The following is a 19,929-nucleotide window of genomic DNA, read 5'->3' as shown; positions in this document are numbered from 1 at the left end:
CGACGATGCCTGCTCCTGAGCGCACTCTCGAACGCCTGCCGACTGAGGCCGGCACCTTGAGCGAGCGCGCCGCAAACCTCATCGAGCAGGACATCCTGGCCGGACATCTCGCGCCGGGATCGCGGCTCGGCATCGTCGATCTCGTGCAGCGCTACGACATCGGCGCCACGCCCCTGCGCGAGGGCTTGTCGCGGCTGATGTCGCGCGGCCTGATCGTCGGCATCGGCCAGCGCGGCTTCCGTGTCGCCGAGGTCAGCCGTGAGGATCTCGCCGACATCACCTGTATGCGGACAGCGGTTGAGATCGAGGCCGTCAGGCTCGCCATCCTCCGCGGCGACGTCGCCTGGGAGGCCAACATCGTCAGTGCACTGCATCAGATGCGTCGGCATATCGAGCGCACCGGCAATGAATTCCGCGAAGGCGCGGCCGATTTCGACCGGCTGCACAAAGGCTTTCACACCGCGCTGCTCGCCGCCTGCGGCTCACAGCGCATGCTGGCCGCCCATTCCGACCTCTACGACCAGGCCTATCGCTACCGCCGCGTGATGATGGGCGTCATCGACAGCGGCGAGGGCTTTATCCGGAGCCACCAGATGCTCGCCGACCACGTGCTCGCCCGCGACGTTGCCGCCGCGCAAAAAATGCTGACGGCGCATCTGCACTCGACCATCAATTTCGTCTATCCGCCTGATAGCAGGGAGCAATCATGAGCGTCGTTGCCAGGCTCGACGAGGCGCGCGCCGCGCGACGTCAAAAAACGCTGATTGCGTTCAACGCCGCGACGCTGCAGCTTGGCGGCAAGACCATCATCGAGAATCTCGACCTGGAGGTGCGGCCAGGCGAATTCCTCTGCATCGTCGGCGCCTCCGGCTGCGGCAAGACCACGGCGCTGAGGCTCGCCGCGGGCCTCTATCGCCCCACGAGCGGTACAGTGACTTTCGACGACGAGTCGATCACCGGGCCGCGCCGCGAGGTCGCGATCGTGTTCCAGGATTATGGCAAGGCGCTGTTGCCGTGGCGGACCTCGTCCGGAAACATCTCGCTGGCGCTGGAGGCTTCTCGTGTGCCGGCGCGTGAGCGCGGTGTGCGCATCGAGGCGCTGTTGCGCAAGGTCGGTTTGCCCGGCCATGCCGACAAATATCCGACCGAGATGTCGGGCGGCATGCAGCAGCGTCTGCAAATCGCGCGCTGCCTTGCGCAGGAGCCGACGACGCTGCTGATGGACGAACCCTTCGGCGCGCTGGATGCGATGACGCGCCAGGGCCTTCAGGACGAGGTGCTGTCGCTGACGCAAGCGAGCCAGACGACCGTCATTTTCGTGACTCACGATCTCGACGAGGCGATCTATCTCGGCGACCGGGTCATTGGCTTGTTGCCGCATCCGGGCCGGATCGGGATCGAGCTCGATGTCGACCTGCCGCGCCCGCGCGACCAGCTCGCCACCCGCGAGCTCCCCGAATTCCTGCGGCTGCGCCGGCAGTTGTTCGACTTCATCAAGGCGACCGAACATTGAGCCTCGATCGCACCAGGCCCCTGCTGCTACCGCTGGCGCTGATGCTGGCGTTCGAGCTCTGGGCGCGCCTCACCCATCTGCAAAGCGACAGCCTGGCCCCGCCGAGCGCGATCCTCGCAGCACTGGCGGCGGCGCTTGCCGATCTCTCGATTCCGATCGCGACCCGCGACACACTGTTCGCCGCCTTTGCAGGGCTGGCGATCGGTGGCGCAATCGGACTTGCCCTCGGCATCGCCTTCGGCATCTCGCGCCCGATCGACCGGCTGATGGAGGTGACGGTCGAGGCAATCCGTCCCATTCCCTCGATCGCGCTGCTGCCGATCGCGTTGATCGCGCTGGGGTTCGGCTACCGGATGGAGATCGTGATCGTGGCGTTCGCCTGCGTCTGGCCGATGCTGATCCTGACGCGCAGCGCGGTGCGCAGCATCGAGCCGCGATTGATGGAAGTATCGCGCGCCCTGCGGCTAAGCGCGACGCAACGAATCGCGAAGATCGTGATCCCGGCGGCGCTACCGCGGATCTTCATCGCCTTTCGCCTGTCGGCTGGGATCGCCCTGATCGTCGCCGTCACCGTCGAGATTGCGATCAATCCGATCGGCCTCGGCGCCGGCATCATGCTGGCGCAGCAGGCGCTGCGCGCCGATCTGATGCTCGCCTACCTCGTGTGGATCGGCGTGATCGGCTACGCGCTGAACATCCTGTTGATTGCGATCCAGCGCCGACTATTCGGCCGTGCCGCGCTTGCCGGAAACAATGCATGAACCGCGCGGAGATCCTCTGGCGTGTCGCAAGCGTCCTCGTCGCGGCCGGCGTCTTCGCGGCCTGGCAACTCATCGCCAATCTGCGCGTGGTCTCGCCGGTGTTCCTGCCCGGTCCCGATAGGGCCTGGGCCGCGCTGCTGCGCGGCTTTTCGAGCGGAGATCTCGCCGGCAAGCTCATCGGGACGCTCGAGCACATGGCCTATGGGTGGCTCGCCGCCTCGATCGCCGGTATTGCGCTCGGTGCGCTGATCGGATCGTCGAAGGTGATGCGCGCCTATGTCGCGCCGTCCCTGGAATTCTTGCGGCCCCTGCCGGTCTCGGCGATCATCCCGGTTGCGATCGCGATGCTCGGGCTGACGCAAGGCATGGCACTGTTCGTGATCGCCTTCGGCGCGATCTGGCCGATCATGCTCGCAACCATTCATGGCTTTGCCGCAGTCGAGCCGCGGCTCTACGAGGTCGCCCGCTCGCTGCAGATGTCGCGCGCCGCCGTGATCGGCAAGATCGCACTGCCGTCGGCTTTGCCTGATATCCTCGCCGGCATGCGGCTCAGCCTGACGGTCGCGCTGATCCTCTCGGTGGTCTGCGAGATCCTGGCCGGGCTCGACGGCCTTGGTCAGTGGGTTCTGCTCTCGGCACGTGCGTTCCGGTCCGCCGACCTCTTCGCCGGCGTCATCCTGCTCGGTGCGACCGGATATCTGACGTCGATTGCAATGTCGCTCGTCGAGCAGCGACTGCTCGCCTGGCAAACTGCCGCCCGGTAGCGCGGCAGCGATTTGGACGACACCCAAGCCTAATTCTCGAAGAACCCAGGGTGCTTCTCCACGAACGCGTGCAACTCGCGTGCGACGCGATCGAGATGGTTGGCCATCTCGCTTCTGGCCCTTTCAGGATCGCGATCGGCAATGCTGCGGTAGATCGCCTCGTGCTCCGTGTACGTTCCCTTGAGCCGGCCAGGCTCCGGCAGCAGGGTGCGGCGAACGCGTTCAAGATGGGTGCGGATCGGATCGAGCACTTCGCCGACGCGCGCGAGGCTCAGGTTCTCGGTCATCTGGTGATGAAACCGGGTATCGAGCTCATGGAAGCCTTCGAGGTCTCCGCTCGCGATCGCAGCCTTTTGATAAGCGAGGTTCTGGCTCAGCGCGCCGATCGAATCGTCGGACAAGCCGGCCGCGCAGACGCCGACGACCTCGACCTCCAGCGCGCGGCGCATCAGCATCCACTGCCTGACGTCCTCGAGATGAATCCGGGCGACGTAGGAACCGCGCTGCGGCTCGACCACGACCAGTCCTTCGAAGGCGAGCCGGTTGATCGCCGTCGTGATCGACAGCTTGGACACCTCGAAGCGTGCGCACCATTCGTTCTTGTCGATCGGCGTTTCGGGCGCGAGCAAGCCGGAGACGATGGCGCGTTTCAGCGCAACATAGGCCTGGTCGACCTTTGATCCGCCTGCACTGCGCCCGCGCGCTGGCCGTGTGCCGCCACTGAAACCACCGACTGAATGCATGCTTTGATCCCCAGCCGATCTACACATTTCCATGCCGCAACGCCAATCGCGCTGACCAAAAGGCTTGACGAGCATCAACTGATATAACTAGCATATCAGTCAACTAATAAACCATCACCTGCGGCTCGATGTCTTCCCAGGGACTGACGGCACGCCGGGAGGAAAGCCAATGGACACACGCTTCGGCGCGCTCGGGGCAGATGACGAGCGTGGCGCGCCGCGCTCCTCTCGCGTGGTCGAGCTTGGTAGCCGCCCCGGCGTGCCGGCTGGACATGCCGTGCTCAGCGCGGAGCGGGTCTCCAAATCCTTTGCCGGCGTGAAGGCGCTCCAGGACGTCGACTTCGATCTGCGCCACGGCGAAGTGCATGCGCTGATGGGTGAGAACGGTGCCGGCAAGAGCACCCTGATGAAGATTCTTGCCGGCGTGCACACGAGCTACGACGGCACCATTCTGGTCGAGGGCCGTGCTGCATCCTTCAGCGGCGTACGCGATGCCGAAGAGGCCGGCGTCGCCATCATCCACCAGGAGCTCAACCTCGTTCCCGAGCTGAGCGTCGCCGACAATATCTTCCTTGGCCGGGAGCCGCTGATCGGTGGCGTATTGATCGACCGGCGCCGGATGATCAGAGCGGCCGGACGTCTGCTGGCGCGCCTCGGCGTCAGCATCGCGCCTGATACCAGGATCGCGGGCTTGCGCGTCGGCGAGCAGCAGCTCGTCGAGATCGCCAAGGCGCTGTCACTGAACGCGCGCATCCTCATCATGGATGAGCCGACCTCGGCGCTGTCGTCGTCGGAATGCGACACGCTGTTCAAGATCGTGCGCCAGCTCGCGCGCGAAGGCGTCGCGATCATCTATACGTCGCATCGCATCGAGGAGGTGCTGGAGCTTGCCGACCGCGTCACCGTGCTGCGCGACGGCCGGCGCGTGGTGACCGCGCCCATCGACGAGCTCTCGCGCGGCGCCATCATCTCGGCGATGGTCGGCCGCGAGATGACGGCGAACGAGCGCGGCGCGACGGCGCGGGACGGCGCGGTCGTCCTCTCGGTGCAGGGCCTGACGCTGGATACGCTCGGGCCGCACGGATGGCGAAGGACGCTGCACGGTGTCAGCTTCGAGCTGAAGCGCGGCGAGATCCTCGGCATCGGCGGCCTGCTCGGGTCCGGGCGGACGGAGATCCTGGAATCGATCTTTGGCGTGGCGCGCGGCTGGCGCACCGGCAGCATCGCGATCGACGGTGCGGCGGTCGACATCGTCTCTGCCTCCGACGCCTACCATCACGGAGTCGCGCTCGTCAGCGAGGACCGCAAGGAGCGCGGCCTGCATTTGGCTGCCTCGATCTGCGACAATGTCGCGCTGCCCTCGATCGGCGCGCTGTCGCGATTTGGCCTGCGAGCCTTCGCCCGCGAACGCGCACTCGCGGCCGACATGGTCAGGCGGCTCTCGGTTCGCTGCACCGGCATCGGTCAGGAGGCCGCCGCGTTGTCCGGCGGTAACCAGCAAAAGGTCGTGATCGGCAAATGGCTGGCGACCGAACCGCGCATCCTGCTGCTCGACGAGCCGACCCGCGGCATCGACATCGGCGCCAAGCAGGAGATCTACCGGTTGATCTTCGATCTCGCCGCGCAGGGGCTCGGCATCATCGTGGTGACCTCGGAGATGCCCGAGCTGCTGCTGTTGTCCGACCGCATCCTCGTCATGTGCGAGGGACGGCAGACCGGCATCCTGGCGCGCGAGAATGCGACGCAGGAGACGGTGATGCGCCTTGCGGCACCGGGGATGGCGAGATGGTCGCAGGAAGCCGCGTCATGAAAGCACTGTTCCGCCTGCTCTCCCGCACCAAGCTCTATTGGGGTCTGCTGCTGATCTGCCTGGTCGGCGCCCTCACCTCGCCGCACACCTCATCCGGCCACAACATCTTCCTGTCCTACGGCAATCTCAGCGACGTGCTGCGCCAGGTCTCGATCACCGGACTGGTCGCGACCGGCATGACCATGGTCATCCTGCTCGGCGGCATCGATCTATCGGTCGGCTCGGTGATGGGCTTTTCGACGGTGATCTGCGCGATGCTGCTGACCAAACGCGGCTGGACCTCCGCATCCGTGATCGGCGTGCCGGCCGCGATCCTCGTCGGCGGCGCGGCCGTGGCGCTGGCTGCGCGCTTCGTGTTCGCTGGTCTCGCGCGCGGCCGCGATGTCAGTGCCGGACGGCGGCGCGAGATCGCGCTGACGCGCTGGCAGAGCATGGGCATTCCGGGATTGCTCGGCCTTGTCGTCGCCATCGCCATCGGCTGGTGGACGATGAACCAGGTGCCGGCGAAATTCGGCGTGCTCGGTGTCCTCTTGATCGCGCCCTGCCTCGCGATGGTGCTCGGCGGCGTCAACGGGCTCCTGATCGTCACCGGCCGGCTGCAGCCCTTCATCGCGACGCTCGCGATGATGGTCAGCGCACTCGGCATCGCGCGATTGACAGCCGGGTCCGACAATGCCGTGGTCCCTGTCTACACCGGGACCAATGCGACCGAGGCCTTCGAGCTGTTGCGCTCGATGCTGTGGGGCGTGCTGCCGGTGCCGAGCGTGTTCTTCCTCGCGGCCATCTGCCTGTTCGGCGCGATCCTGCGCTTCACCACGTTCGGGCGCTATGCCTATGCGATCGGCGGCAATGTCGAGGCCGCCAAGCTCTCCGGCGTCAAGGTCGCGCAGGTGCAACTCACCGCCTATTTGTTGTCGGGCCTGCTCGCGGGCATCGCCGGCGTGCTGTTCGTCGCGCAATACCGGCAGGGCAAGCCCGACGCCGGCACCGGCCTCGAGCTCGATGCGATCGCCGCCGTCGTGATCGGCGGCACCAGCCTGATGGGCGGCCGCGGCGGCCTCGCCGGCACCTTCGTCGGCGTCCTGATCTTCGGCCTGCTCTCCGACATCCTGCAGCTTCAGAACATCGACTCCAACGTCCAGCTCGTGATGAAGGGGTTGATCATCGTCTGCACCGTGCTGGTGCAGGAACAGAATCTCGGTCAGCTCGTCGCGCGATGGCGGTTCCGCCGATCGGGCGGGGCAGAGGCCGATCCGAAAACAGCCGAGCCCCATCGGCTGCCAAGCGCCGCAAAGGCCCAACTCGCAAGGGAGGATCTCGATGAAGCGTCGTGAGTTCTTGAAGTTGTCGACCACCGCGGCAGGTGCCGCAATGACCATCTATCTGCCGGCCGGCTGGACGCCCGCGAAGGCCGCCGGCAAGTCGAAAGTCGGCTTCAGCCAGTGCACCACGCTGGAGCCGTGGCGCGTGCAGTTCAACAAGGACATCCTGGCCGAGGCCAAGAACCATCCGGATATCGACCTCATCATCACGGACGGCCAGGACAAGACCGAGAAACAGGTCGCCGATTGCGACAATCTGATCGTGCAGCAGGTCAACGTGCTGCTGATCTCACCCAAGGAATCGGCCGGCCTGACCGGCGTGGTCGAGAAGGCGATCGACGCCAAGATTCCCGTCATCGTGCTCGACCGCAATGTCGACACCAAGCGCATCACCCAGTTCATCGGCGGTGACAACGTAGCGATCGGCAAGGCGGCCGGCGAGCACGCGGTGAAGCTGCTCGGCGGCCCCGGCAAGGCGGCCGGCAACGTCGTCGAAATCTGGGGCGGCATGGGCACCCAACCGGCTCACGACCGGCACGACGGCTTCCATGCCTTCACCGACAAGGAGCCTGGCATCAAATACCTGCTCAACAACCAGTCGGGCGACTGGAAGCAGGACAAGGCCTACGACATCATGACGACGGCGCTGCGCAACAACGAGAAGATCGACATGGTCTACGGCCATAACGATCCGATGGCCTACGGCGCCTATCTCGCCGCCAAGGACGCCGGCCGCGACAAGGACATCAAGTTCATCATCGGCATCGACGGATTGCCGGACGAAGGCGTCACCTGGGTCTCCAAGGGCCAGCTCACCGCGACCTTCCTCTACGCAACGCCCGGCGCGGAAGGATTGAGGCAGGCGGCAAAGCTGCTCAAAGGCGAGAAGCTCGAGCCCGTCATCACCTTGCCGACCATGCTGATCACCAAGGAGAACGCGCCTGAGATCCTGAAGAAGAACGGGCTGCTGTGATTTGAACGCCCTGACATGCGTCTCGGAGAGCCGGGGTCGCCATCGCGACCCCGGCTCTCCGTTCGCCCTGCGCTTGCGCGCCAGATCGACGTCAGGCGGAATCAAAAACTTTCACCGAGGTTTGACATGAGCGCTGCCACCTTCGCGAGGCACGATGGAGTTTGGCTGAATGAACCGGAGCGGTGGACCGCGCAGGGCGACAGGCTCGAGATCGTCACCGACAACGCCACCGATTTCTGGCAGAAGACGCATTACGGGTTCTGCCGCGACAACGGCCACTTCCTGGGCTTTCGGACCGCGGAGGCGTTTACGGCCGAGCTTCGCGTCCAGTGCGATTTTAAGGAACTCTACGATCAGGCCGGCATCATGGTGCGCATCGACGCCGAGCACTGGATCAAGGCCGGAATCGAGTTTTCGGACGGCCGCGCCATGCTGTCGAGCGTACTGACCATTGGGCAGTCGGATTGGGCAACGGCCCCGTATCAGCACGATGCCCGCGATTTCCGGATGCGCGTCACCGTCTCGGACGGCGTCGTTCGAGTGCAGGCCTCGGCTGACGGTAAAAGCTGGCCGCTCGTGCGGTTGGCTTCTTTCACGAGAGCGCCATCCTATCTCGTCGGTCCCATGGCTTGCACACCCGAACGCGCGGGATTGCCGGTCACCTTCACTGGATTTTCCCTGAAAGCGCCGCTCGGCAAGGATCTGCACGATCTCAGCTAAAGCATGTTCCAGAAAAATGTGCAGCGGCTTTCCGAAATGATATGCGCAAACAATAACCTAAAGCGCGATGACGATTCATCGCGAGCTCATCGCGCCTTGGAGCAGACCGCTTCCGTGCGTTGCATCCGGTCGGATCAGCGTCCCGCCGCCTTCGCCATCCGCGTCAGAACCCGCCGTCCAACAATGGCCTCGATGAGCACGATCAGCGTGGCCGTTCCAAGATTCCAGATCAGGTTCATGACCGTCGCATCGAGGCGATAGAGCAGCGACATGGCCGTCGACGTCATGCCCGCAACGGCCAATCCTGCCGCCAGCGTCACCAAGGTCGGACGCAGGCGGGCCGCATGACGCAGCATCACGAAAATGGACGCCGAAAGCGGCAAGCTGACGAGGAGAACCGTGGCGAAGCACTGAAACGCCGCGCCCATCCGCAGACCACCGGCGTCGTAGCTCACCCAATCTGTCAGGCAACCATATCCAAGGGTCGCCGTCCACACCGCGAGCGGCGGCAGTGGAAGCAGCAGCCAATAGCGCGAACGGTCCGGCAGGCTCGCCATCAGGCAACCGAGGGCGGCCAGCGCGCCGGTGAGGCAAGAGGCCGTCGTCCCAACGAGGAAAGACGGGTTGCGCAGCTGGTTCGCGATATCCGACCGAAGACCATGTTCGAGGGCCAGCAAAACCAGAGCGACGAGCGTGATCAGCAACCAGCAGCCCGCGCGAAGCAGCGGAGGGCGAATGACGCGGATCGGCCGCGCCGTATTCGCAAGGGACTGAATGAGATCGGAGGTCTCCATCTACGCGTCTCCGTCGCCCAGAAGACGCCTGAGCGCCTTGATCCCCCGATGAGCAGACACCTTCAGAGATGCAATGGACATCCCGCTCTGCGCGGCGGCCTCCTTCAACGATTGTTCTTGCAGCTTCAACAGCGTGATGGCCTGGCGCTGGCCCGCCGGAAGCGCCAGCAGCGCTGCTTCCACGGCCCGGCTGTTCAGTGCCGCGTCGCCGCTCTTGTCGACCGCCGCAAAGGCTTCATGTTCGATGTCCAACATCACTTCCCCTGCGGCCACCCGTCCGAGCGCGCGCAAGCGATCGGCAACACGATGTCTCGCGATGCCGGCCAGCCAGGGCTTGAACGGGCGTGCCGGGTCGTAGGTGTGCCGAACCTCATGCAGAGTCAGCAGAATATCCTGAACAGTATCTTCCGCATCGCTCGGGTTGCGATGCACCCGGTTAGCAATGGCCCGCAGATAAGGTGTGATGCCGAGCAACAGCCGGTGATAGGCCTGTGTATCGCCGCGTTGCCCCTCAACCATGAGCGCCGTCCATTCCTGTGGGTCCGCCGCGCGCAAGCCGGACATTTCAGAACCGCGTGGTGAAATCGACCAGCCAAGCCGGCGACGCGGCGACCAGCGCGCCTTCCAGGACATGATCCGCGCCGGTCAGGATCAGGATAGCCACTGTCACCGCGCTGGCACCGAGCAAGAACTTGCCGCCCTTTCCAGCATTCATCATTCTGCCCCGCCAGCGCATCAACGCCGTTCTGGACAGCGCCCCAACGATGAGCAAGGGGACCGCCGTTCCCAGCCCGAAGGCAATCATGACGGCCGTCACGCTGACGAGATTCTGGCCCTGGGACGCAAGCACCGATGCGGCTCCGAGCGTGGGTCCCACGCAGGGACTCCAGAGCGCTCCCAGCAGGATGCCCACCACGAACTGCCCCTTGAGGCCGGTCGGACTCATACGGGCGATCAGCCGGCTCCCGGCATTGCTCACACCGCTGGCAGCCAACGCGAACCGCTGTTGCAGGACGTCGCTGAGCAGGATGCCGCCCAATCCGGCGAGCAGAACGGCAGATATGTCGCGGAACACGTCACCATCGAGACCGATCGCGAAACCCATCGTGGCGACGAAGATTCCGATGCCGGTGAAAGACAGCACCAGACCTGCCAGCAGTGCCGGCACACCCAGACGATGCGCGGCCAGCGCAGGCCCGAGCACGAGCGGCAGCAACGGCAGGACGCAAGGAGACAAGGTCGAGAGCATGCCGGCGATAAAGCCGAATCCCACGCTGACGAATGACAAGGTCACTCCGATATTTCTTCAAGCAGCGCGTCCTGGCGAAACCAGCGCTGGCACGAACGAGCACGCGCCGGAACCAACGAGGCGAGCTAGTCGTTCGCCTTCCGCAGCAACGTCTTGATCGAGTTGGCATCGGTATCGCCGGTCGAGCGCCCCTTTTCGGCTGCGCCGTGGAATACGATGAGCGTGCTTTGCTTCTGGGCGCCCAAACTCCGGACGATGTCCTTTTGCGTGTCGAAGTCAACGTTGTAGACGACGAGATCCTTGAACGCCGCCTCACTCTCGATGCTGTCCAGGATCGGCCTCTGCTTGGCGCAATAGGGACACCAGGGTGCGGTGATGTGGACCAGGATCGGCTTGCCCTCGTGTTGGGCCGAATCGAATGCCTGCGCTGTGAACGGCATCTCCGTCGCAGCTAAAGCAGCGGGCGCCAGTCCCGCAGACAGGCCCAGGGCCAGCACGGCCGCAGCCATCGTTCTCGAAAAGCGCATCCCAATCTCCTGGTGGCTGATGACATCCCGGCAAACGCCGCCGGGTTCATGCTCCAAGGTTCGGATACAGGTGCGAAAGAGTTACAGCCGTCGAAGATAAATTCGCGTCGCGGCATCGCGATGCTGGGCACACCTGGCGAAGACCAAATGCGGACGCAAAAAATAACCCCGGCAAATCACATTGCCGGGGTTATCAATTTGGTTGCGGGGATAGGATTTGAACCTATGACCTTCAGGTTATGAGCCTGACGAGCTACCGGGCTGCTCCACCCCGCGTTAAACTATTGCTTTGCCTTCGTGAAAAGGCCGGGGACGGTGGATTGAGGGCCGACGCTGTGCGCGCGGCTTGCTTCTCCCGTCCCGAAGGCTTCCTGGAAGGCAACCCCGGGCAAAACCCGTTGGGTGCGGGCGGTATGTACCAACCCGGACCGCCTTTGGAAAGGGCTGTGGGGACGTTTTTTTCGACTTTGTGACAGCTAGCGGGCGCGGTTTCCGGCCGATTTGCCGCACACTTGCCAGAAGTTCCACAAAGCGCCAGCTTGGGGCAACAAAACAGCGGCCAACCGTGTCACAGGGGGCGCAATGGATTTTCGGGTCCGCGCTGCGCGCGCCCCGGAATGACGAGAAAAAAATGGGGGAAACACAAGTGGCTGACACATTCGATTTCGTCGTCGTGGGCGCGGGTTCCGGCGGTTGCGCGGTGGCGGGGCGGCTGTCGGAGGACGCGGCGACATCGGTGGCGCTGCTCGATGCGGGTGGGCGCAACGACAACTGGCGCATCACCACGCCGTTCGGGCTCGCTCTGCCATACAAGACGGCCAACTGGGCCTTCGATACCGTGCCCCAAAAGGGCTTGAATGGCCGCATCGGCTATCAACCGCGCGGCAAGGGCCTCGGCGGCTCCTCGGCCATCAACGCCATGGTCTATATCCGCGGCCACAAATGGGACTACGACCACTGGGCCGCGCTCGGCAATGAGGGCTGGTCGTATGCGGACGTGCTGCCCTATTTCAAGCGCTCGGAAGACAACAGCGATTTCGACGACGAGTATCACGGCAAGGGCGGCCCGCTGCATGTCAACAGGCTGCGCTCGGACAATCCGATCCATGAGATCTTCCACCAGGCCGCACGCGAGGCGCAATTCCGCATCCGCGAGGACTTCAACGCCGAAGATCACGAAGGCCTCGGCAGCTATCAGGTGACGCAGCACAGGGGCGAGCGCTGGAGCGCGGCGCGGGCCTATGTGAATCCCCATCTGGACAAGCGCACCAATCTTCGCGTCGAGACCGGGGCGCATGCCACGAAGATCCTGTTCGAAGGTGGGCGCGCGATCGGGGTCGAATATGTACAGGGCAAGCAAAAGAAGCAGCTGCGCGCACGTCGTGAGGTGATCCTCGCCGGCGGCGCGTTCCAATCGCCGCAACTCTTGATGCTGTCAGGCGTCGGCGATGGTGAGGCACTTGGCAAGCACGGTATCGGCGTCACGCATCATCTGCCGGGCGTCGGGCGCAATCTGCAGGACCATCCGGATTTCGTGTTCGTCTACGCCTCCGACTATCCGCACTTCGTGCACGCCTCGCTCGGTCGGCTGCCTTCCCTGCTCCGGGGCATCCAGCAGTACCGCAAGGCGAGACGCGGCCTGATGACCACCAACTTCGCCGAGTGTGGCGGCTTCCTGAAGACGCGGCCCGACCTCGAGGTGCCTGACATCCAGCTGCACTTCGTCATTGCGATGCTCGATGATCACGGCCGCAAGAAGCACAAGGAGGCAGGCTTCTCATGCCACGTCTGCCTGCTCAGGCCGAAAAGCCGCGGCAGCGTATGGCTGAAAAGCGTCGATCCACTCGCCGCGCCGATGATCGATCCGAACTTCCTGGGGGAGACGGAAGACCTCGAGTCGATGGTCGCGGGCTTCAAGACCACGCGGCGCCTGATGGAGACGCCTGCGCTGCGCGCATTGCAGAAGAAGGACATGTTCACATCAGATGTGCGCACCGACGACGACATCCGCAACATTTTGCGCAACCGGGTCGACACCGTCTATCATCCCGTCGGCACCTGCAAGATGGGCACGGATGCGATGGCCGTGGTCGATCCGAAGCTGAAGGTGTATGGCGTGGACGGTTTGCGCATCGTCGACGCCTCGATCATGCCGACGCTGATCGGCGGCAACACCAATGCGCCAACCATCATGATCGGGGAGAAGGCCGCGGATATGATCCGGGCGGAGATGCGGTAGGGCGAAGCTCACCCTCAAACTCCGCCGTGATCCCGGGCAAGCGCCGGGAAGCGATTGTGGCGAGAGCTGGCAATTCCGAATCTTCGCCGAACCACACCCGGGACTATGGGTCGCAGCCCCCCGCATTCAAATTGTGCACGCCGAGACCGCAACCAGAAGATGTTTTCTTTACCTGTCTCGAATAATCCTGAAAGGCGCAGTATCCGTTCCTGTGGAGCCAACGAAAACGCAGACGATTTTAGCGATCTGAAACCGAATGACCGGTTCGCCGTTCATTGGTTCGATCGGCAGGGTTTCGCTCATGAACAGCTTCGATCTCGCGGTCTATGCCGCGTTGGCAATCGCGATCGGCTTCGGCTTCAAAACCGGCCTGCTCCGCAGCGCCATGACCATTCTCGCCTATCTCCTTGCCGCCCCGATCGCGGTCTCGCTGATGCCGATGATTGCGCCGCAGATTGCGGGCAATCCGAATGTCCCGCTGGTCCAGAGCTGGATCTGGTTCTTCGGCATCTTCGTGGTGGTCGGCATGTTGCTGGGATATATCGGTCGCTTCGTCCTGGACGACACCATCCGTGACGCCGGGATCGGCGACCGCCTCGGCGGCGCCGCGCTCGGCGCCGTCAGGGTCGGGCTTGTCGCGACCTCGCTGGTGCTGGTGTTCGACCAGATCGTGCCGGCCAATCGCCAGCCGTCCTTCCTCGCGGGCTCGCATCTGCGGCCGTTGTTCTCGGCGGTCGGGCAGATGGGCTTCAAGTCACTCCCTCCAGAGGCGGCCGAGGCAATCGATCGCCTCAAGCAGGAGCGGCGCATCTGATCGTTCTCGGGCACCATCTTTTCGGAAAACCCACAGGATTTCGGATCATATCTGCGCATTTGCATCGCCAAGCGCCGCGCCATGCATTTTGACGCGGGCCCGTCCCTTATCAGGGGCACCGCAGTTGGCTAGAGTGCCGTCATCCAAAAACTTTGCCTGACACCATGGGAGTGAAACAGTGGATCTTGGGATCAAAGGTCGCCGCGCCATCGTCTGCGCATCCAGCAAGGGCCTCGGCCGCGCCTGCGCTTTCTCGTTGGCCGACGCCGGCGTTGACGTCACGCTGACCGCACGCGGCGCCGAGGCGCTGAAGAAGACGGCGGACGAAATCCGCAAGGCCTTTCCCGCGGTGAAGGTCACCGAGATCGTCGGCGACATCACCACGCCAGCCGGCCGCGAGGCCGTGCTGAAAGCCTGCCCCGAGCCCGACATCCTCATCAACAATGCCGGCGGCCCGCCGCCCGGCGATTTCCGCAACTGGACTCGCGACGACTGGATCAAGGCGATCGACGCCAACATGCTCACCCCGATCGAGTTGATCAAGGCGACCGTCGACGGCATGATGGCGCGCAAGTTCGGCCGCATCGTCAACATCACCTCGGCGGCGGTCAAGGCGCCGATCGACATTCTCGGCCTCTCCAACGGCGCGCGCGCCGGCCTCACCGGCTTCATCGCCGGCCTGTCGCGCAAGACCGTGATCAACAACGTCACCATCAACGGCCTGTTGCCGGGCCCGTTCGAAACAGATCGCCTGACCAGCACCGCGAAGGGCGAAGCCGACAAGCGTGGCGTCACGCCGGCGCAGATCCTGGCCGAGCGCGCCAAGCTCAATCCGGCCGGCCGCTTCGGCCAGCCCGACGAGTTCGGCTATGCCTGCGCCTTCCTCTGCGGCGCCAAGGCCGGCTTCATCACCGGGCAAAACATCTTGCTCGACGGCGGCGCTTTCCCCGGCACCCTGTGAGAGCTTGATGCTGTCACCTCTCCCGCTTGCGGGAGAGGTGACAGCAGAACGCGCTATGACGCCGGCGTGGTTCGCTCGTCGGTCCAGCTTATGCCGAGCTCGTCCATGCCGTCGGCGAGCAGATCACCGAGCATCGGCTCGCCCAGCAGATATTGCACCACTTCGCGCCGCGGCGCTTTGTATCCGGCGCGGGCCTCGATCGCCCGACTACGCAGATCGTCCTACTCGTCCACGTTGCCATCGCCGCGGCCGAGCCACATCAGCGTGACGAGGTCAAGTTGCTCGTCTTCGTTCAGCGCCCGGATGAATCCAGTGAGCTCGGCTGCGACCGGGTCGGAGGCCGTGTCCTCCAGCACGTCGATTTCGTCGTCATCGGTGGCATTCGAGCCGGAATCCTCATCGGTCGCGGATTCCTTGACGTCGAATTCGCGGGCCTTCTCGATGATAAAGGCGATCTTGTCGGCAGAAATGGCAAGCTCTGGCATGGGTTTCCCCTCAGCTCGTGGCGTGACTGATTTCAGGTTCCCGAGACAACGCGACATCACGGCAGATGATCCATTGCGTTCGACGGCGCGACGCCGCATCTTTCGCGAAAGCAAGAAATGAGGGACGCCCGATGCAGTGGAAGGTCGGCAGGGTCAAGATCACCCAGGTGGTTGAGATGGAGACAGTCGGCTCGACCCGGTTCATCCTGCCGGCCGCGACCAATGATGAAATTCGGAAGCTTCCCTGGCTGATCCCACATTTCGCCACCGAAGAAGGCCGGCTGAAAATGTCGATCCATTCGCTGGTGGTCGAGACGCCGACGCGGCGCATCGTGGTCGACACCGGCCTTGGCAATGACAAGCAGGGCCGCGGCGTCCCGACCTGGAATAACCGCAACACGCCGTTTCTCGAAACCATGATCGCAGCCGGCTTTCCGCCCGAGAGCATCGACACCGTGCTATGCACGCATCTTCACGTCGATCACGTCGGCTGGAACACGAAGCTGGTCGGGAGCAATTGGGTGCCGACGTTCCCCAAGGCGCGCTACCTGTTCGGCAGGACCGAATATGAGTATTGGCGCGACTATACGGCGGAGCCGGACAAGGTCGCGGTGTTCAAGGATTCCGTAAAGCCGATCGTCGATGCGGGCCTGGCCGAACTGATCCGGAGCGACCACCGGCTCTGCGAGGAGATCAGCCTGATCCCAACCCCGGGCCACAGCCCGGGCCACGTGAGCGTCGTGATCGAATCCGACGGCGAACAGGGGCTGCTCGGCGGCGACGTCGCCCATCACCCCTGCCAGATGGCGCATCCCGACTGGTGCTCCGTCGTGGACAGCGATCCCGCCGGGGCGGTCGCGAGCCGCTACAAGGTGTTCTCGCGCTTTGCCGATACGCCGACATTGGTGATCGGCGGGCATTTCTCGGCCGGACATGTCCGGCGGGAGGGCGATGCGTTCCGGTTTGTAGCGTTGGGGCGATAGGGTTCGTGGCCCGCCCACCCGCGAATGAAGGGCTGCAATGCACGCCTTTTCGGCGGTTGAATTTCCCGCGGCCCTGTTCCATGAAGCTGTTCAACCGATCAGTCCACTCAGGGAGAGACGAGAATGAAGCTTGTTCGTTACGGCGAAAAGGGTGCGGAAAAGCCCGGCCTGATCGACAAATCCGGCCAATTGCGCGACCTGTCGGCGCATCTCAAGGACCTCACCGGCGAGGCCTATTCGCCGGAATCTCTGAAGAAGCTCGCCGCGATCGACCCGGCCTCGTTGCCCGCCGTCTCGGGCAAGCCGCGCTTCGGCGCGCCCGTCACCGGCATCTCGAAATTCGTCGCGATCGGCCTCAATTACAGCGACCACGCCAAGGAGACCGGCGCGGCCATCCCGACCGAGCCGATCATCTTCATGAAGGCCAACACCTCGCTGTCAGGCCCGAACGATAACGTCGAAAAGCCGCGCGGCTCGACCAAGCTCGACTGGGAGGTCGAGATCGCGGCCATCATCGGCACCCGGGCCAAATACGTCTCGGAAGCCGACGCGCTGAACCACGTCGCCGGCTATTGCGTCTGCAACGACGTCTCCGAGCGCAACTTCCAGACCGAGCGCCTGGGTCAGTGGACCAAGGGCAAGTCGCACGACACGTTCGGCCCGCTCGGCCCCTGGCTCGCCACCAAGGACGAGATCAAGGACGTGCAGAACCTGTCGATGTGGCTCGACGTCAACGGCCAGCGCCGCCAGACCGGCTCGACCAAGACCATGATCTTCTCGATGGCCAAGTGCGTCTCCTACGTCTCGCAGTTCATGACGCTGTTGCCGGGCGACATCATCACGACCGGCACCCCGCCCGGCGTCGGCCTCGGCATGAAGCCGCCGACCTTCCTCAACGTCGGCGACGTCATCACGCTCGGCATCGAAGGCCTCGGCGAACAGCGCCAGGAGATCGTGGCGGCGTAAGGCTGCGCTCTCTCCTCGTCATTGCGAGGAGCCCGCGACAAAATTGCGAAGCAATTTTGCGCTGGCGACGAGGCAATTCAGACTATTTCCACGGAAACGGACTGGATTGCTTCGCTTCGCTCGCAATGACGAACGCCGATCATCCCGCAGGACAATTTCCCATGAAACTCTCCTTCTCCCCCGCCTCGCCCTTCGCCCGCAAGGTGCGCATCGCCGCGATCGAGCTCGGGCTGATCGACAAGATCGAATTCACGCCGGCAACGGTCACGCCAGGCACGGTCAACGAGGACTATTCGAAGATCACGCCGCTGAAGAAGCTGCCGGTGCTGATCACTGATGACGGCGATGTGATCTTGGACTCCTACGTCATCGTCGAATATCTCAACGAGTTGGCCGGCGGCAGCCTGATCCCGGACTATGGTCCGCGGCGCTGGAAGGCCAAGACCAATCACTCGCTCATCAACGGCATGCTCGATTCCATGCTGCTGTGCCGCTACGAGAAGATGGTGCGGCCGCAGGGCCTGCAATGGCAGGCATGGTCGGATGACCATTGGAACCGGGCCTGGACCGGCATGGCGCGCTTCGAGAACATGCCCGAGGTGCTGAACGGTCCGTTCGACATATCGCAGATCGGCCTCGTCTGCGTGCTCGGCTATGCCGACTTCCGCTTCGCCGATTGCGGCTGGCGCAAGGCCTATCCGAAACTCGACGCCTTCCACCAGAAGATGCTGGAGCGACCTTCGGTGAAGATCTCGGTGCCGCCAGCGGCGTAGTAGGAACAGGCGGGGAGAATGACGGTGCGCGATCGCTTCTCCCGCCTCACAAGCCTCAGTGGCCGCCTCGTGCTCGCGCTCTCCGTCTCGGCCACCAATCTATGGGCGGAGAGCATGCCGCCTGGACCGACCGATCAGTGCGGAGCGCCTGCAGCGATCGAGGATGGCTGGGAGATCGCCTCGCCCGACAATGTCGGCATGGACGCCGCGAAGCTTTGCAGCATCGCCGCGCGACTCGCGCAGCGGGCAACCGCGGTCCATTCGGTCGTCGTCATCAGGCGTGGCAAGCTCGTCTTCGAGCAATATTTTCCCGGTTACGACCAACCCTGGGGACAGCCCGACGGCCAGCACGAATTCACCGCAACGACGAAGCACGACATGCGCTCGGCAACCAAGAGCGTGACCTCGCGGCTGGTGGGAATCGCGATCGACCGCAAGCTCATCGCAGGCGTCGATGAGCCCGTCCTGAAATTCTTCCACGACTACGCAGCGGTGAAGCAGCCGGGATGGGACGCCATCACGCTGCGCCATCTGCCGCCGCGCAATACGGCCAACCGAAGGAAGGCCTGGCCGCGATCGACATTCTTACCAATCTCGTCATGCCATCCGTGCGCGACGCGCGCTGATCACGAAGGAAAGCGAGCATGAGCCTGAAATATTCGGTCGGCGATCTCACCATTCAGCGCGTCATCGAGCAGGAGACGTCGTTCGTCCCGGCGCTGGAGATGCTGCCGGGATTGACGCCCGAGGTGCTGGCCGAGAACCGAAATTGGATGCGGCAGGCACGCGCGCTGGATGAGCAGGACGTCCTGATGCTCTGCTTCCAGTCCTATGTCGTGAAGACGCCGCATCACACCATCCTGATCGACAGCTGCATCGGCAACGACAAGCCGCGACCCAATCGTCCGAAATGGAACATGAAGACCGACGACACATATTTGCGCGCACTCAATGCCGCCGGGGTCTCGGTTGATGACATCGATTTCGTGATGTGCACGCACCTGCATGTCGATCACGTGGGCTGGAACACGCGGCTGGAGAACGGCCGCTGGGTGCCAACCTTCCCCAGGGCGCGCTACCTTTTCGCCAAGCAGGAATACGACCACTGGTTCGAGCAGAATGCGACGACGGCGATCCCGCCCTTCGTCGATAGCGTGCTGCCGGTGGTCGACGCCAACAGGCATGAACTGGTCGGCAATGATCACCAGATCGGCGACCACGTCCGCGTCGTGCCGACGCCTGGCCATACGCCCGGCCACGTCGCGATCGCGATGGGACGCGGCAAGGACGACGCGGTGTTCTCCGGCGACCTCATGCACTCGCCGTTGCAGACGCTTTATCCGGAGCTGTCGATCAAATTCGACGTCGATCCGGTCAAGGCGGCCACGACGCGCCGCAGTTTTCTGGAGCGCTATTGCGACACCGACACGCTGTGCTGCACCGCGCATTTCCCTTCGCCCTCGGTCGGCAAGATCAAGCGCAAGGGCAGGGCGTTCGTGTGCGCGGCTGTTTAGCCAGATGCCGTAGGTAGA

The 19,929-nt window shown here is 63.9% G+C and carries 21 protein-coding genes, 1 tRNA gene and 1 pseudogene; 16 read left to right on the top strand and 7 right to left on the bottom strand.

Annotated features, from left to right (window positions below; translation table 11 throughout):
- The first annotated feature begins 5 nt into the window (after positions 1-5).
- The 4 genes from ACVWZ4_RS15480 to ACVWZ4_RS15465 are packed head-to-tail and all read left to right on the top strand — an operon-like array spanning position 6 to position 3,038.
- Positions 6-710, top strand: coding sequence for a GntR family transcriptional regulator (locus tag ACVWZ4_RS15480; RefSeq protein ID WP_456699929.1), 705 nt, complete (start codon positions 6-8; stop codon positions 708-710).
- Complete coding sequence (locus tag ACVWZ4_RS15475; protein WP_456699930.1) at positions 707-1,513, top strand: ABC transporter ATP-binding protein; 807 nt, start codon at positions 707-709, stop codon at positions 1,511-1,513. Before ACVWZ4_RS15480 ends, ACVWZ4_RS15475 begins: the two co-directional genes overlap by 4 nt.
- The gene (locus ACVWZ4_RS15470) at positions 1,510-2,274 is read left to right on the top strand and encodes an ABC transporter permease (RefSeq protein ID WP_456740678.1); all 765 of its coding nucleotides are present in this window, start codon (positions 1,510-1,512) and stop codon (positions 2,272-2,274) included. The genes ACVWZ4_RS15475 and ACVWZ4_RS15470 overlap by 4 nt, the downstream gene beginning before the upstream one ends.
- A complete protein-coding gene (locus ACVWZ4_RS15465) occupies positions 2,271-3,038 on the top strand; it encodes an ABC transporter permease (RefSeq protein ID WP_456740677.1) in 768 nt (255 codons plus the stop codon). Before ACVWZ4_RS15470 ends, ACVWZ4_RS15465 begins: the two co-directional genes overlap by 4 nt.
- 29 nt (positions 3,039-3,067) lie before the next feature.
- Here the strand turns inward: ACVWZ4_RS15465 and ACVWZ4_RS15460 are convergent, their stop codons facing one another.
- Positions 3,068-3,781, bottom strand: coding sequence for a GntR family transcriptional regulator (locus tag ACVWZ4_RS15460; protein ID WP_456740676.1), 714 nt, complete (start codon positions 3,779-3,781; stop codon positions 3,068-3,070).
- A gap of 169 nt (positions 3,782-3,950) precedes the next feature.
- On the opposite strand from ACVWZ4_RS15460, the gene ACVWZ4_RS15455 reads away from it, so the two are divergent.
- The 4 genes from ACVWZ4_RS15455 to ACVWZ4_RS15440 all read left to right on the top strand — a co-directional run bounded on the left by ACVWZ4_RS15455 (position 3,951) and on the right by ACVWZ4_RS15440 (position 8,606).
- Positions 3,951-5,591 (top strand): sugar ABC transporter ATP-binding protein, encoded by a 1,641-nt coding sequence (locus tag ACVWZ4_RS15455; RefSeq protein WP_456740675.1) that lies wholly within the window; start codon positions 3,951-3,953, stop codon positions 5,589-5,591.
- Positions 5,588-6,925: an ABC transporter permease gene (locus ACVWZ4_RS15450; protein ID WP_456740674.1), complete on the top strand. Its 1,338-nt coding sequence runs from the start codon at positions 5,588-5,590 to the stop codon at positions 6,923-6,925. The genes ACVWZ4_RS15455 and ACVWZ4_RS15450 overlap by 4 nt, the downstream gene beginning before the upstream one ends.
- A 37-nt stretch (positions 6,926-6,962) precedes the next feature.
- Entirely contained in the window at positions 6,963-7,886 is a 924-nt protein-coding gene (locus ACVWZ4_RS15445) for a substrate-binding domain-containing protein (RefSeq protein ID WP_456738279.1), read from the top strand.
- Positions 7,887-8,012: 126 nt separating this feature from the next.
- On the top strand, positions 8,013-8,606 hold the full coding sequence (locus tag ACVWZ4_RS15440) for a DUF1349 domain-containing protein (RefSeq protein ID WP_456740673.1): 594 nt from the start codon (positions 8,013-8,015) through the stop codon (positions 8,604-8,606).
- A 134-nt stretch (positions 8,607-8,740) separates the two neighbouring features.
- Here ACVWZ4_RS15440 and ACVWZ4_RS15435 read toward each other — a convergent pair whose 3' ends face one another.
- The 5 genes from ACVWZ4_RS15435 to ACVWZ4_RS15415 all read right to left on the bottom strand — a co-directional run bounded on the left by ACVWZ4_RS15435 (position 8,741) and on the right by ACVWZ4_RS15415 (position 11,452).
- Positions 8,741-9,400, bottom strand: a complete 660-nt coding sequence (locus tag ACVWZ4_RS15435; protein ID WP_456737097.1) for an NrsF family protein — start codon at positions 9,398-9,400, stop codon at positions 8,741-8,743.
- Positions 9,401-9,964 (bottom strand): sigma-70 family RNA polymerase sigma factor, encoded by a 564-nt coding sequence (locus tag ACVWZ4_RS15430; protein WP_456737096.1) that lies wholly within the window; start codon positions 9,962-9,964, stop codon positions 9,401-9,403.
- 1 nt (position 9,965) lies between these two features.
- A complete protein-coding gene (locus tag ACVWZ4_RS15425; protein ID WP_456699939.1) occupies positions 9,966-10,694 on the bottom strand; it encodes a cytochrome c biogenesis CcdA family protein in 729 nt (242 codons plus the stop codon).
- Positions 10,695-10,774: 80 nt separating this feature from the next.
- Positions 10,775-11,176: a thioredoxin family protein gene (locus ACVWZ4_RS15420; protein WP_456740671.1), complete on the bottom strand. Its 402-nt coding sequence runs from the start codon at positions 11,174-11,176 to the stop codon at positions 10,775-10,777.
- Positions 11,177-11,375: 199 nt separating this feature from the next.
- Positions 11,376-11,452, bottom strand: a tRNA-Met gene (locus ACVWZ4_RS15415).
- Between the two features lie 370 nt (positions 11,453-11,822).
- On the opposite strand from ACVWZ4_RS15415, the gene ACVWZ4_RS15410 reads away from it, so the two are divergent.
- The 3 genes from ACVWZ4_RS15410 to ACVWZ4_RS15400 all read left to right on the top strand — a co-directional run bounded on the left by ACVWZ4_RS15410 (position 11,823) and on the right by ACVWZ4_RS15400 (position 15,190).
- Entirely contained in the window at positions 11,823-13,415 is a 1,593-nt protein-coding gene (locus ACVWZ4_RS15410) for a GMC family oxidoreductase (RefSeq protein ID WP_456740670.1), read from the top strand.
- A 301-nt stretch (positions 13,416-13,716) separates the two neighbouring features.
- The gene (locus tag ACVWZ4_RS15405; RefSeq protein WP_456740669.1) at positions 13,717-14,229 is read left to right on the top strand and encodes a CvpA family protein; all 513 of its coding nucleotides are present in this window, start codon (positions 13,717-13,719) and stop codon (positions 14,227-14,229) included.
- A 178-nt stretch (positions 14,230-14,407) separates the two neighbouring features.
- On the top strand, positions 14,408-15,190 hold the full coding sequence (locus ACVWZ4_RS15400) for an SDR family oxidoreductase (protein WP_092230649.1): 783 nt from the start codon (positions 14,408-14,410) through the stop codon (positions 15,188-15,190).
- Between the two features lie 53 nt (positions 15,191-15,243).
- Here ACVWZ4_RS15400 and ACVWZ4_RS15395 read toward each other — a convergent pair.
- Positions 15,244-15,675 (bottom strand): annotated as a pseudogene (locus ACVWZ4_RS15395) (DUF3775 domain-containing protein).
- Positions 15,676-15,806: 131 nt separating this feature from the next.
- Here ACVWZ4_RS15395 and ACVWZ4_RS15390 point away from each other — a divergent pair.
- The 5 genes from ACVWZ4_RS15390 (at position 15,807) to ACVWZ4_RS15370 (ending at position 19,911) form a co-directional block, all read left to right on the top strand.
- Positions 15,807-16,658 carry an MBL fold metallo-hydrolase gene (locus tag ACVWZ4_RS15390; protein WP_456737092.1) on the top strand — a complete coding sequence of 284 codons (852 nt, stop codon included), beginning with the start codon at positions 15,807-15,809 and terminating at the stop codon, positions 16,656-16,658.
- Positions 16,659-16,781: 123 nt separating this feature from the next.
- Positions 16,782-17,624, top strand: a complete 843-nt coding sequence (locus ACVWZ4_RS15385; RefSeq protein WP_456740668.1) for a fumarylacetoacetate hydrolase family protein — start codon at positions 16,782-16,784, stop codon at positions 17,622-17,624.
- Positions 17,625-17,785: 161 nt separating this feature from the next.
- Positions 17,786-18,397 carry a glutathione S-transferase family protein gene (locus tag ACVWZ4_RS15380; protein WP_456740667.1) on the top strand — a complete coding sequence of 204 codons (612 nt, stop codon included), beginning with the start codon at positions 17,786-17,788 and terminating at the stop codon, positions 18,395-18,397.
- 18 nt (positions 18,398-18,415) lie between these two features.
- A complete protein-coding gene (locus tag ACVWZ4_RS15375; RefSeq protein WP_456740666.1) occupies positions 18,416-19,045 on the top strand; it encodes a serine hydrolase in 630 nt (209 codons plus the stop codon).
- Entirely contained in the window at positions 19,042-19,911 is an 870-nt protein-coding gene (locus ACVWZ4_RS15370) for an MBL fold metallo-hydrolase (protein ID WP_456737088.1), read from the top strand. Before ACVWZ4_RS15375 ends, ACVWZ4_RS15370 begins: the two co-directional genes overlap by 4 nt.
- Positions 19,912-19,929: the final 18 nt, after the last annotated feature.

The organism is Bradyrhizobium sp. USDA 4472 (assembly GCF_054058595.1).
This window is presented reverse-complemented; position numbering and strand designations above follow the sequence as displayed.